Raw genomic sequence first — 13,158 nt, 5'->3', positions numbered from 1 at the left:
CGTAGCGACCCGAATCATTACCTACAAAAAAGCCGCGGCCCAAAGAGCCGCGGTTCTTGATTCCCTCCCTGAGCATCAAGCCTGCTGCCGCAGCTACTCCGGCTTGATCAGAGCGCGCGTCAGGGCTGGCAGCAGCCTGCCACCTTTCGGTTGAAGAGCCCCGCTCCTGGTCGTCGGCGAAGCAGCCACCCAAGCAGCAGTTGCAGGTCTTGAGCCAGATCGCCTGAGTAGGGGCAAATTTACTCGCCCAGCGATCCCAAACAGGATGCGTAGCGACCCGAATCATTACCCACAAAAAAACCGCGGCCCAAAGGGCCGCGGTTCTTCATGACCGCGAACCGATCAAGCCTTCTGCCGCAGCTTCTCCGGCTTGATCAGGAAGCGCGCCAGTGCCGGCAGCAGCCAGATCGCGCCAACCATGTTCCAGAGGAACATGAAGGTCAGCATCAGGCCCATGTCGGCCTGGAACTTGATCGCCGAGAATACCCAGGTGAACACGCCGATCGCCAGGCAGATGCCGGTGAAGATCACCGCCTTGCCGGTGGATTTCAGCGTTTCGTAATAGGCATCCTGCAGCGTCATGCCCTGGCGCAGGTAGGACTCGAGCCGGCTGTAGATGTAGATGCCGTAGTCCACCCCGATGCCAACGCCGAGCGCGATCACTGGCAGCGTCGCCACCTTCACGCCGATACCCATGAACGCCATCAGGGCATTGCCGAGAATGGAGGTCAGCACCAGCGGCAGGATCACGCAGAGCGTGGCAGCGATGGAGCGGAAGGTCAGCAGGCACATGATGCTCACGGCCAGATACACCGCGATCAGCATGGTGGTTTCGGATGCGGCGATGACCTCGTTGGTCGCCGCCTCGATGCCCGCGTTGCCCGCTGCCAGCACGAATTCGAGGCCCTCGCGGTTGTTTTCCTCGGCGAACTCGCGGGCCGCAGAGACCACATGCTCCAGCGTCTCGGCCTTGTGATCGTTGAGGAACACCAGCACCGGGGCCAGCGAGCAATCGCCGTTGTACATGCCCTCGGCGCGCGCGATGGAGCTGTTGAGCACGAACTGGTTACGCGACAGCGTTTCCCACTTCAGGCTGCCCTCGTTCATGCCCTTGATGCTCTGCCTCGCGACCGTGACCATCGACACCGCCGACTGCACGCCCTCGGTGTTTTCCATCTTCCACATCAGCTCGTCCATGGCGGCCAGGGTGTCGTAATGGGCACAGCCTTCGGGTGCGGTCTTGACCATCACCACCAGCACGTCCGAGCTGGTCGAGTAGTTACGGATTACGAAGTCGTTGTCGAGGTTGTAGCGCGAGTCGGGGTGCAGTTCCGGAGCGCCCTGGTCGAGGTCGCCGATCTTCAGGTTCTGCCCGTACCAGAGCCCGCCACCGACGGCGAGCAGCGCGATGACGATGGAGATCGGCGCGACGGTGGGGCTGGCGAAGCTCGACAGCGCCCGCCAGAACGGATGGTCGCGCGCGGCCTCCTCGCGTGCCTGCTTGATCGCCCGCTTGCTGATACCGAGGTACGAGATAGTCACCGGCAGCAGGATCAGGTTGGTCAGGATGATCACCGCGACGCCCAGCGACGCGCCGATGGCCAGCTCTCGGATCACGCCGATATCGATCAGTAGCAGCGTCACGAAACCCACGGCGTCGGAGGCCAGCGCCACCATGCCGGGAATGAACAGCTGGCGGAACGCCATGCGCGCTGCGGCCAGCGGATCGTCCGTCTCGCCCGAGGCCATGGCGATACCGTTGATCTTCTGCACACCGTGGGAGATGCCGATGGCGAAGACCAGGAACGGCACCAGCATCGAGTACGGATCCAGCCCGAAGCCCAGCGTGTGCAGCAGGCCGAGCTGCCAGCCTACGGCGATCAGCGTGGTGACCACCACGGCGATGGTGCTCTTGATGCAACGCGTGAACCACAGCAGAAGCGCCAGCGTGATGCCGATGGCCACGAAGAAGAACAGCGCGACCCCGACCAGGCCGTCAATGAGGTCACCGACCTTCTTGGCGAACCCGATGATGTGGATCTCCACGTTCGGGTTCTGCGCCTCGTACTTGTCGCGAATCTTCTCCTCGAGTTCATGAGAGAACTTCTGATAGTCGAGCGTGATCAGCCTGCTGCGGTCGTCGGGGTCCGAATAGGACTCCATCAGCGGCACGTCGATGATGCTGGACTTGAAGTCATTCGCCACGAGGCGGCCGATTTGCCCGGACTTGAGGATGTTGCTGCGCAGATCGTCGAGGCTCTGCGGCGAGCCGTCGTAGGTCTGCGGGATGACCTCGCCGCCGGCGAAGCCCTGCTCGGTGACCTCTGTCCAGCGCACGCTGGGGCTCCACAGCGACTTCATGTTCGAGCGGTCGACGCCCTGGATGTAGAAGACCTCATCGTGGATCTGGCGCAGCGTCTCCATGTACTCCTGGGAGAAAATGTCGCCATCCTTGGCCGCGACCGATATCCGCACCGTATTGCCCAGGTTCGCCAGGTCGTCCCGGTGCTGGATCATGTTCTGGATGAAGGGGTGGCCCAGCGGGATCATCTTCTCGAAGCTGGTCGAGGGGCGAACCTGTGCGGCCTGGAAGAACAGGAACAGGCTGATCAACAGGCAGATGAGGATCACTGCCGGCCGATTGTTGAAAATCAGGCGCTCCAGGAAGGACGCCGGCTTCTGCTGATGCTTGGTCATGTTGGCTCCGGCTATTGTTGTACGGGCAGGTTGGCGCCTTCCGGCGAGACGACCCTGACGCCGCTCTGCCCCACCAGCACCAGGTTGCCCTTGTCGACGCCCACCACGCCGGACAGCGAGCGCCGGTCGGGGCGGCTGAACAGGGTGAACGTCTGCCCATTGTCACGGCTGGTCAGAACGGTGCCGCCATGGCCCACCACGACGATGCGTCCATCCTCGAGCAAATTGCCGTCGGCCAGCCCGGTTTCCAGGGCATCCTGGCCGTCGAGCAGGCGGATTTCGTCCCAGCTGTCACCGAAGTCGGTCGAGCGAAACAGGTGGCCACGCAGGCCGAACGCCACAACGACGCCGGGCTCACCGCCTCCCACGACACCGAACAGCGAACCCTGATAAGGCGACTCGACGCGCTCCCAGGTCTCGCCCATGTCGCTGGAGCGGAACATGCCGCCCATCTCACCGACGATGAACAGACCGGAGCCGGGAATTTCGGCGATGGCATTGAGGTGCGAGCCATCCTCGTTATCGAGGCGATCGGCGACGTCTTCCCAGTTGCGGCCGCCGTCACGGGTTTCCAGCAGGACGCCATAGGCACCGGTCGCGAAACCGTGTTCGGCGTTCTCGAACCAGACGTCGAGTAGTGGCACCTCACCCTCGCGGTTCTCGTACTGGCGGGTCCAGGTTTCGCCGCCGTCGCTGGTGGCGAGGATCAGCGCGTCATGGCCCACGGCCCAGCCGGCCTTGTCGTCGATGAAATGCACAGCGGTGAGCATCTGCCGCGTCGGCACCTTGGCCTGGGTCCAGCGGCCACCGTTGTCGTCGGAGAAGAGGATGTGGCCACGATCGCCCACCGCCACCAGGCGCGACCCGGCTCGCGTGATGTCGAGCAACAGGCTGCTGACCGCTTTCTTCGATTCGATGGCGTAGCGAGCACCGGGCTCCGTGGGGCTCTGCGCATGCGCAGGGGTCAGGAACGGCAGCATGCAGAGCAAGCCGCAGATCGATAGCGTCCTGGTGAGCGTTGAGTGATGGCTGGATGACGACCTACCGAGCAGTTTCACCGCGCGGCCGAACTGGGTGCGCCACATGACGGGCTCACTCATACATACCCCCTTTATTCTTATTAGGTAAGGCCTGCGTATGGGAACAGGCGGAGCCATGCTATAGGGCTTTCGAAAGCAGCGGCAATCGACTGGACGTTATGTTTTGTTAAGCCGGGCTGATTGATATTGCCCAATAGGCGCGCCTTATGGCAGGACGCGAAAAGAGGCCACGGAGCGTTGGTAAGGCGGACGCAGATGAGAGGCTTGAGCGGGCTGGACGGCGGGGATTCGAAGGTATTGGTGCTGTGCAGAGGCGACGACACCGCGCGAGTAGCGCGATGTCGTCGTTCGTCGTCAGGCGAGGCTTTTGCTGACTACTTCGTAGACGTCGCTGGACAGCTCGCCAGCGGCCAGGATGCGCTCCAGCTCCGCTTTCATCAGGCCTTGCCGGGCGGCATCGTACTTGCGCCAGCGAGTCAGCGGTGCCAGCAGGCGTGAGGCGATCTGCGGGTTGAGCTTGTTCAGCACGATGACCTGGTCGGCCAGGAAGCGGTAGCCGGCGCCGTCGGCGCGGTGGAAATTGACCAGGTTCTGGTTGGCGAAGGCACCGATGAGCGCACGAACCTTGTTCGGGTTCTTCAGCGTGAACGCCGGGTGCTGCATCAGGTGCTGGACGCGCTCCAGCCCGCCCGGCTGGGTGTTGCCGGCCTGCACGCTGAACCACTGATCCATCACCAGCGGATTGTCTTTGAAGTGCTCGGCGAAGGCATCGAGCGCCTGCTGGCGTTCGGTCTCGAAGTTGGAGTTGACCAGCACGGCCAGCGCCGTCAGCCGCTCGGTCATGTTGTCGGCCTGGTCGAACTGCTCAACACAAGCCGCCACCACTTCGGATTTGCCGCTGAGCATCAGGTAGGACAGGGCGATGTTCTGCAAGGCGCGGCGGGCGAAATGGCTCGCCTCGGCCACGTATGGCGTCTGGCGTGACACTTCGCGGTTGGCCTGGTAGCGCTTCCAGAACAGATCGAACAACGCCGTGGCGATGCCCTGGCGCGCAAAGTCGCGTGCAGCATGGATGGCGTCCACATCCGCCACCTCGCTGATCTCGGTCAGATAGGCCTCGCTCGGAAGCGACAGCATCTCCGCGACCATGGCCGGATCGAGGCGTTCGTCCTCCAGCAGGCTGCGCAACGCGGTAACCAGGCGCTGGTCGAGCTGCAAGGCTTCACCACGCTGGTGCTGGCCGATCATCTCCTGCAGCACCTGTACGGACAGCTGCTGCCCCGCCTCCCAGCGATTGAAGCCGTCGGAGTCGTGCTGCATGAGGAACATGAGCTGATCGCGGCTGTAGGGGAACTCCAGCTTGACCGGTGCGGAGAAGCCGCGCAGCAGCGACGGCAGTGGCTGTTCGGGCACCTCGACGAACGTAAAGGTCTGCTCGGCCTGCTCCACCGCCAGCACGCGCGTGGTGCCAACCGCGGCATCTTCATCTTGCAGGCGTAACGGGATCTCCCTGCCCTGCCCGTCCAGCAGGCCCAGCGATACCGGGATGACGAACGGCAGCTTCTCGCTCTGCCCGGGTGTCGGTGGGCAGCTCTGGCGGAATGTCAGGCTGTAGGTTTTCGCGGCGGCGTCGTACCGCTCGCTGACGGCCAGCCGCGGCGTACCGGCCTGGCTGTACCAACGCTTGAACTGGGTCAGGTCGGCACCATTGGCGTCTTCCATCGCCTTGACGAAATCGTCGACGGTCACCGCCTGGCCATCGTGGCGCTCGAAATACAGGTCGCTGCCCTTGCGGAAGCCTTCTTCCCCCAGCAGGGTCTGGATCATGCGCACCACTTCGGCGCCCTTCTCGTACACCGTCAGGGTGTAGAAGTTGGAGATCTCGATGAAGGATTCCGGACGCACCGAGTGCGCCATCGGGCCGGCATCTTCGGCGAACTGGTGGGTGCGCAGATAAGATACGTCCTCTACACGCTTGACCGTCGGCGAGTTCATATCGGCGGAAAACTGCGAATCGCGGAAGACGGTAAAGCCCTCCTTGAGTGACAGCTGGAACCAATCGCGGCAGGTCACGCGGTTGCCCGACCAGTTGTGGAAGTACTCGTGCGCGACGATCGCCTCGACACGTTGATGCGCCGCGTCGGTGGCCGTTTCGGCACGTGCCAGCACGGCACTGGAGTTGAAAATATTCAGCCCCTTGTTTTCCATGGCCCCCATGTTGAAGTCGTTCACCGCGACGATCATGAAGATGTCCAGGTCGTACTCGCGACCATAGGCCTCTTCGTCCCACTTCATCGACTTCTTCAGGCTGTCCATGGCGTGCTGGCACTTGTCGATGTTCTCGGGCTCGACGTAGATACGCAGCGCCACGTCGCGACCGCTCATGGTGGTGAAGCTGTCCTCGACGCACCAGAGATCGCCTGCCACCAGGGCGAAGAGGTAGGCCGGCTTCTTGAACGGATCTTCCCAGGTCGCCCAGTGGCGGCCGTCCTCTTCTTCGCCGCTGGCGATGGGGTTGCCGTTGGACAGCAGGATCGGATAGGCCTGCTTGTCGGCGCTGACCGTGGTGGTGAAGGTACTCATCACGTCCGGGCGGTCGAGGTAATAGGTGATCTTGCGGAAGCCTTCGGCCTCGCACTGGGTGCAGAACATCTTGCCTGACTTGTAGAGGCCTTCCAGCGCCGTGTTGCTTTCGGGGTGAATGACCACGGTGCTGTCGAGGGTAAAACTGGCCGTGTCCGGCTGCAGGGTCAGGCTTTCCTCGGCGACCTGATAGTCGCCCAGGCCAAGTGCGCGGTCGTTGAGCGATAGCGACATCAGCTCGAGGTCCTGGCCGTGGAGCTGCAGCGGCGGCAGGCCGGCGCCCGCCTCGGGGTTGCGCCGCATGACCAGTTGCGCGTGTACCAGGGTTCGGTCTTCGTACAGCTCGAAGGTCAGGTGGGTTTCATCGATCAGGTAATCCGGAACCTGGTAATCCTTGAGATGAATGACTTTCGGTTGTTCGGTGCGCATGGAATGGCCTCTTCGAGGCAGCTCGAGCATCGAGGCGGGAGCTGCAGATGACTAGCGTTGTTCGGCGAGCCCGAAACCTGGCCCGCCCGAGGTACTGCCTAGGCCGCGGCGCTGGCCGCGACCTGATAGGCCGTGAACTTGCGGATGTTGATTACGCCCGTATCGAGGATCAGATATTGACCCTTGATGCCACGCAGGGTGCCTTCGACCACCGGGGTCTTTTCCAAGTCTAGACTGACGATCTTGGTCGGATAGGCCTCGACGGGATAACGGATCTCCAGCACCTCGGCGTCAGCGATCGGCTGGATGGCCTGCAGACCATAGCGCTGTTGCAGGTCCTGCAAGCCCTGGGCGCAGGCGTCAAAGATTCGCTCGCGGGTGTCGATCAGGTCGAGGGGCTCGGCGTCGCCTTTCAACAGAGCACGCCAGTTCGTGCGGTCTGCCACCTGGCTGCGCAACAGGTCTTCGACCAGGCCCGACTGCTGGCGCGTGGCGACGCGCATGATCGGCAACGCCTGGCTGGCGCCTTGGTCGAGCCAGCGCGTCGGCAACTGCGTAGCGCGAGTAATACCGACCTTGATCCCCGAGGAATTGGCGAGATAGACCACATGGTCGGTCATGCAGAAATCCAGGCCCCATTGAGGATCGCGGCAGGTCCCCAGATCATGGTGGCACTTCTCCGGGCTCATGATGCAGACGTCGCACTGCGGCAGTTTCTTGAAGCAGGGATAACAATAGCCCTGGCTGAAGCTCTTGTTCGTCTTGCGCCCGCAATGGGTACAGGTGATGGCGCCGAGGTACTCAAGCCGCAGGGTCTTGCCGATCAGGGGATTGACCGGCACCCGTTCACCGTTCAGGCGGAAGGCATATTGCGCCGGAGCGCCCAGCTGGATCGCCATCTTGTCGAGGGCGCCACGTCCGAGTTCGAGCATCAGTGACGGGTTCCGGAAGCCGGGGCGAACAGGCTGGTATCGATCGGCGGCTGGTTCTTGCTCTTGGAGGCACATTCCTGGCCGCCCATGTAGCCGGTGCGTTGTTCCTCGGGCAGATTCCTGATTTCCCAGGCGATCATCGCGCCCAGGCAGGTTTCCTTCTGCTCGGGGGTCAGCTTGCGACCGTCGCTCCACTTGCCCAGCTCGACGGCGGTCTTGAGGTTTTCATAGATTTCGGGGGTGATGTTTTCGATGGCTTCGATAAAGGACGACATGGCCGGCTCCCGTGGAAACAAGCCGGCATTCTAACGGAAAAGAAGCGGCAAGCTGGAAGCCTCAGGCCCTCGCGCTTCGCCGCGACAGCGCGCCGCCGATGACGCCGGTGATGCAGCCGGCCACCAACCCACCGACATGCGCGGCATTGGCGATGGCCAGAGCGCCGAAGCTGACCACCTCGATGACGCCGGTCAGGCAGATCACCAGCCAGAGCAGCATCAGCACCACCACGCCCGGCGGCAGCCGATAGGCCTCGTCCGGCGCCAGCTTCTGGAACAGCCAGCAATGCCCCAGCAAGCCGTAGAGCACGCCGGACAGTCCACCGAAGATGCCCGGACCACCGAAAGTGTATTGCGACAGGTTGGAAACGACGCCGAAGAGGAGCGTCAAGCCTCCCAGCATCAGCGCGCCCTGGCGGTACTCGATGCGCCGCCCAAGCTCCCAGTACCACATGCTGTTCATTGCCAGATGCAGAATGCCGAAGTGCACGAATATCGGCGTGATCAGCCGCCACCACTGCCCGGCGGCGAGGGTCTGGCCCAGCGTGGCGAAGTAGGCGTACTCGCCATCGATGCGAAAGTCGCTGAAGCTGAACCAGCGGATGGTGTCGAAGTTTTCACCAAGCATCGTGATCGCAGCGGCAATGAACGTCAGCACCAATACGGCAGCGGTCAGGGGGCTGCGCCGCAAACTCGCCAGGAAACCACCACCGCGCCGGGACGGCTGTTCAGCCACCACCGCACCGTCGCCGTGCGGATAACGCTGATAGAGCTCACGCACCTGATCGGCCGTTTCAGCCGGCACCCGCAATACCTGCTCGCCGGCCTCCTCGGACACCCGGCAAGGCACGCGCAAACGCTGCAGCAGCGCGATGAATCCACTAAGGTCTTCCGATAGTGGCAGGCGCAGGGCCTCGACGACGGCCATCTATTGCTCCACCTCCACCCATACGAACTTCGCTGGATCGAGCAGCGGTTCCCGATCAAGGCGGTAGGCCACCAGCTTGCCGTACATGACCGCGCTGTAGTCCAGGCACGCCAGGTTAGGTCGTATCGGTGCCGGTGTGCCGCTGCGCCAGTAGTGACCGACGAACAATAACGGATCGTCCGGCCCATACAGGAAGAGCCGGCTTTTCTGGCTGTCGCTCAATGGCAGTCGCGCCGCCTGCTCGGGTAATCCGTCGGGCTGGAACACCACGTCACCGTAGGTCTGTGGGTTCTCTTCCCAGAACTTGGTGCGGAAGAAACTGCGCGTGAAGCCCTCGGCGCTAGTCAGCGTCACGCCTGCGGGCAATGGCATGTCGGTGCCGCGCAGAAGGCGATCGAGCGCCTTGGCAGCGAAGCGATCGGGATATGCCGCCTCGGCCAGGAACGCCGGGTCGAGGCGGCCATCCTGCAGGCGTTCGCGCAGCTGGTCGATCACGCGGTTGTCCCAGCAGGCATGCACGACGCGAAAGCGCTCGCTTTCCAGGTACAGCGGCAGTTGCAGGAACCACTCGCGAAAGGCACGCCACTCGTCCGGGTAGTGTTCGAACTGCTCGAAGGTCTGCTCCAGCAGCTTGGCGTAGCGCGGCGTGTGGTCGCGCACGAAGGTCCTGCCGCTGTCCGGCGGAGCCGGGGTGAACCAGCCCAGCGCGTTGAACTCGTGATTGCCCATGATGCAGTGCGCCTGACCGGCATCGACCATGTCGTGCACCAGGTGTAGCGCCTCGCGGATCCGTGGGCCGCGATCGATGATGTCGCCCAGAAAGATCACCTGCCGACGGGGATGACGCCAGACGCCGCCATGCTGACGGTACCCAAGCAGGTCGAGCAGCCGCACCAGCGTATGGGCGCAACCGTGCACGTCACCGATCAGGTCGTAGCTGCGCTCCGGGTCGACGATCACTATTCCCCTCCACCGAGGCGGCTGCCCCAGCCTAGCTTGGTACGGCAGACCTCGTAGTAATTGTGGTCCAGCGGATGGATCAGATGCAGTTTCTGCGACTTCTTGCGCACGGTGACGGTGTCACCCGGCGCACAGGTGAAATGGTTCTGACCGTCGCAGGACACCTGCGGATAGATCTGCATGTTCGGTGAGACAACGATCTTCAGCTCGCTGTTGCCGTCCACCACGATCGGTCGACTGGACAGGGTGTGCGGATACATCGGCACGATCACGATGGCATCGAGCCGTGGATGCATGATCGGCCCGCCGGCCGAGAGTGAATAGGCCGTCGAGCCGGTCGGCGTGGCGACGATCAGGCCGTCTGCCTTTTGGCTGCAGACGAACTGGCCGTCGATGTACAGCTCGAATTCGATCATCCGCGTGGATTTACCGGGGTGCAACACCACGTCGTTGAGCGCGTCGCCTTCGCCGATCGACTCCTCGAGGCGCCTGACCTGGGCTTCGAGCAGGAAGCGGTTCTCCAACGTGTATTCGCCGCGCAGCACCTCGGCAACCTTCTGCTCCAGCTCATCGGGGCGTATGTCGGTCAGGAAGCCCAGGCTGCCGCGGTTGATGCCAAGCACCGGAACACGATGACGAGCCATGGCGCGTGCGGCGCCAAGCAGGCTGCCGTCCCCGCCGACCACGATCACCAGGTCGCAGGATTCACCGAGGCGCTGGCGAGAGGACGTCTGCATGCCGTGACCGGGAAGCACTTCGGCGATGTTCTCCTCGAGGATCACGTGCAGATGCCGTTCAACGAGAAATTTCTTCAGTCGGCGAATCGTGTCCAGCACCTGGGAACTGCCAAGGCGCCCGATGATGCCGATATTGCGGAACTGATCCATTGAAGCTCCCTGTAGGCGTGACATGTGACGGGCAGGCGCGAGGTCGCGGGACACAGGCCAGCCGAAGCGTAACAGGCACTAGTTTGGTGTCGCGCGGGGGCCCGCGAGTTCAACCCGTCTCAGCGCGCCAGGCCGCGCAAGCGTGCGGCTGCGCGATTATGGGCGAAAGCTGGAAGTGGCAGCAAACCATCCTCGGCTATGCTGCTTGCATGACCCTCCCCCGTCTCGACGAATTGCTGCCGACCCTTGCGCACCCCCAGGTACGGGACCTTGCCTGGACCCTACTGTCGCCGCCGATACTGAGCGAGGCACCCGCGCCGCAGCGCCACCCGCTCACGGCCAGCCGCTGGACGACGCACCCGGACGCGATGAGCGACTGGCTGAGGGCGCTCGACAGACAGCCCGACCTGCTCCTCGCCTGGCTAGCGCAGCACAGCATCCGGCGCCTGGGGTTGTACTACGAGCGGCTCTGGCAGTTCGCCGTGAGCCAGGCACCCGACGTCGACCTGCTGGTGGCCAATCTGCCAATCCGCAATGGAGGCCAGACGCTGGGCGAGCTCGATCTGATCGTGCGTGATGACGAGGGCGTCCATCACATCGAGCTGGCGGTCAAGTTCTATCTGGGCACGGATGAGGGCGATCGCCACCGACACGACCACTGGCTGGGGCCGGGCAGCCACGATCGGTTGGACATCAAGCTGCAACGACTCTGTGCCCACCAGTTGCAACTCTGCGGCAGTGCAGAGGCGCGCAGCCTGCTGTGCGAGCTGACCAGCCGCGATATTCGCAGCGCACTCTGGATGGGCGGCTATCTGTTCCAGCCCATCGGGGTGACCGAGGCGCTACCCGACGGCGCCAACCCCGATCATCTTCGCGGGCACTGGATGCGCTATCGCGACTGGATCGCCGGTGACGAGTTCGCGCAGGGGCGCTGGCACCCCCTGGCGCGGCCCGCCTGGTTGGCCCCCGCACGCCTGGAACATGCACCACTCAGCCTGGCTGACGATTGGCAGCGCTGGCATGAAGCCTTCCTCCGCCGCGGCCAGGCGCGTTTGCTGGTCAGACTCAACGCCCAGCCTGAAGGACACTGGGCCGAATGCGAGCGCCGCTTCATCGTGCCCGATGCCTGGCCGGGCCAGGCCGCCGAAGACGCTTGAACTGTCATGCACGGCAGCGATACTGCGCTGTCCAGACTCGACCCAACCACCGCACGCCATGACCGATTCTGCCACCCTCTCCAGCCAAGCCCCGTCCGACAGCCCCTGGCGCATCTTCCTGATTTTCCTGCGCCTCGGCCTCACATCGTTCGGAGGCCCGGTCGCACACCTGGGCTATTTTCGAGACGCCTTCGTCAGCCGTCGCGGCTGGCTCGACGAGCGAAGCTACGCGGACCTTGTCGCGCTCTGCCAATTCCTGCCGGGCCCGGCGAGCAGCCAGGTCGGTATCGCCATCGGTCTGTTGCGCGCCGGCACGCCCGGGGCATTTGCCGCCTGGGCCGGGTTTACCCTGCCATCGGCTGTCGCGCTGACATTGTTCGCGCTGGGGTTGGCGAGTTGGGAAAGCGCCACGGCAAGCGGCCTGCTGCATGGGCTGAAGATCGTCGCGGTGGCGGTCGTTGCCCAGGCGGTCTGGGGCATGGCACGTACCTTCTGTAGCGATGGCCTGCGGATCGGCTTCGCCGTGATGGCGGCAAGCGCTGCCCTGCTCGCGCCGGCCGCCTGGACCCAGTTGGGCATCATCCTGGCCGCGGGCCTGCTGGGCCTGGCCCTGTTTCGGTTGGATCGAGTCGCCGAGCGGGCGCCTGTCGCCCCTCGTATCAGCCGATCGACCGGGGGGCTGTTGCTGGCGTTCTTTTTCGCGTCGTTACTGATCTTGCCGTTACTGGCCGCAACATGGAGCGCCCCCCTGGTAGCGCTCGTCGACACCTTCTATCGGGTTGGCGCCCTGGTTTTCGGCGGCGGGCATGTCGTGCTGCCGCTGCTGGAGGCAGAAGTCGTAACCAACGGCTGGGTCAACCAGGACACCTTCATGGCCGGCTACGGTGCAGCGCAGGCCGTGCCGGGCCCGCTGTTCACCTTTGCCGCCTTCCTGGGAGGCGCGATGCACGGCGGCAGCCCTTTCAGCGCCGCGGTGTGTCTGGTCGCGGTGTTCGCTCCCTCGTTCCTGCTGGTGCTGGGCGTGATGCCATTCTGGGCGCGCCTGAGCGCCAATCAACACCTGCAGGGCGCGCTGGCTGGAATCAACGCTGCCGTGGTCGGCCTGCTGTTGGCCGCGCTGTACGATCCGGTGTGGACGAGCGCCGTCCATGACTCGGGCGATTTCGCGCTGGTGCTCCTTGCGCTGGCCGCCCTGACCGCCTGGAAACTGCCGCCCTGGCTGGTGGTGCTCGGCGGCGGGCTCGTCGGCTGGTGGCTTCCAGGGTTCTAG

10 protein-coding genes are annotated in these 13,158 nt (G+C 63.8%); 2 read left to right on the top strand and 8 right to left on the bottom strand.

Annotated features, from left to right (window positions below; genetic code table 11):
* Positions 1-342 precede the first annotated feature (342 nt).
* The 8 genes from MST27_RS14495 to MST27_RS14460 form a co-directional block, all read right to left on the bottom strand.
* On the bottom strand, positions 343-2,697 hold the full coding sequence (locus MST27_RS14495) for an efflux RND transporter permease subunit (protein ID WP_243606645.1): 2,355 nt from the start codon (positions 2,695-2,697) through the stop codon (positions 343-345).
* Between the two features lie 11 nt (positions 2,698-2,708).
* Positions 2,709-3,797, bottom strand: a complete 1,089-nt coding sequence (locus MST27_RS14490; protein WP_243606644.1) for a YCF48-related protein — start codon at positions 3,795-3,797, stop codon at positions 2,709-2,711.
* Positions 3,798-4,091: 294 nt separating this feature from the next.
* Positions 4,092-6,749, bottom strand: coding sequence for an aminopeptidase N (gene pepN / locus MST27_RS14485; protein WP_243606643.1), 2,658 nt, complete (start codon positions 6,747-6,749; stop codon positions 4,092-4,094).
* Between the two features lie 98 nt (positions 6,750-6,847).
* The gene (locus tag MST27_RS14480) at positions 6,848-7,681 is read right to left on the bottom strand and encodes a DUF2797 domain-containing protein (RefSeq protein WP_243606642.1); all 834 of its coding nucleotides are present in this window, start codon (positions 7,679-7,681) and stop codon (positions 6,848-6,850) included.
* On the bottom strand, positions 7,681-7,956 hold the full coding sequence (locus MST27_RS14475; RefSeq protein ID WP_243606641.1) for a YeaC family protein: 276 nt from the start codon (positions 7,954-7,956) through the stop codon (positions 7,681-7,683). Before MST27_RS14475 ends, MST27_RS14480 begins: the two co-directional genes overlap by 1 nt.
* Positions 7,957-8,017: 61 nt before the next feature.
* Positions 8,018-8,884: a rhomboid family intramembrane serine protease gene (locus MST27_RS14470; protein ID WP_243606640.1), complete on the bottom strand. Its 867-nt coding sequence runs from the start codon at positions 8,882-8,884 to the stop codon at positions 8,018-8,020.
* Complete coding sequence (locus tag MST27_RS14465; protein WP_243606639.1) at positions 8,885-9,844, bottom strand: metallophosphoesterase; 960 nt, start codon at positions 9,842-9,844, stop codon at positions 8,885-8,887.
* Positions 9,844-10,731 (bottom strand): NAD(+) kinase, encoded by an 888-nt coding sequence (locus MST27_RS14460; protein ID WP_243606638.1) that lies wholly within the window; start codon positions 10,729-10,731, stop codon positions 9,844-9,846. Before MST27_RS14460 ends, MST27_RS14465 begins: the two co-directional genes overlap by 1 nt.
* 209 nt (positions 10,732-10,940) lie before the next feature.
* Here MST27_RS14460 and MST27_RS14455 point away from each other — a divergent pair, with 209 nt between their 5' ends.
* Positions 10,941-11,888, top strand: a complete 948-nt coding sequence (locus MST27_RS14455; protein WP_243606637.1) for a DUF1853 family protein — start codon at positions 10,941-10,943, stop codon at positions 11,886-11,888.
* A 58-nt stretch (positions 11,889-11,946) separates the two neighbouring features.
* Positions 11,947-13,158 (top strand): chromate efflux transporter, encoded by a 1,212-nt coding sequence (gene chrA / locus MST27_RS14450; RefSeq protein ID WP_243606636.1) that lies wholly within the window; start codon positions 11,947-11,949, stop codon positions 13,156-13,158.

Source organism: Stutzerimonas marianensis (assembly GCF_022810315.1).
GTDB lineage: Bacteria > Pseudomonadota > Gammaproteobacteria > Pseudomonadales > Pseudomonadaceae > Stutzerimonas > Stutzerimonas marianensis.
The sequence above is the reverse complement of the archived record's forward strand: the minus strand, read 5'-3'. Positions and strand labels throughout refer to the sequence as shown.

Coding starts and splice junctions, on each gene's coding strand:
- MST27_RS14460 (WP_243606638.1), bottom strand. CDS start 10,731: ATGGATCAGTTCCGCAATATCGGCATCATCGGGCGCCTTGGCAGTTCC.
- MST27_RS14475 (WP_243606641.1), bottom strand. CDS start 7,956: ATGTCGTCCTTTATCGAAGCCATCGAAAACATCACCCCCGAAATCTAT.
- chrA (WP_243606636.1), top strand. CDS start 11,947: ATGACCGATTCTGCCACCCTCTCCAGCCAAGCCCCGTCCGACAGCCCC.
- pepN (WP_243606643.1), bottom strand. CDS start 6,749: ATGCGCACCGAACAACCGAAAGTCATTCATCTCAAGGATTACCAGGTT.
- MST27_RS14495 (WP_243606645.1), bottom strand. CDS start 2,697: ATGACCAAGCATCAGCAGAAGCCGGCGTCCTTCCTGGAGCGCCTGATT.
- MST27_RS14455 (WP_243606637.1), top strand. CDS start 10,941: ATGACCCTCCCCCGTCTCGACGAATTGCTGCCGACCCTTGCGCACCCC.
- MST27_RS14490 (WP_243606644.1), bottom strand. CDS start 3,797: ATGAGTGAGCCCGTCATGTGGCGCACCCAGTTCGGCCGCGCGGTGAAA.
- MST27_RS14480 (WP_243606642.1), bottom strand. CDS start 7,681: ATGCTCGAACTCGGACGTGGCGCCCTCGACAAGATGGCGATCCAGCTG.
- MST27_RS14470 (WP_243606640.1), bottom strand. CDS start 8,884: ATGGCCGTCGTCGAGGCCCTGCGCCTGCCACTATCGGAAGACCTTAGT.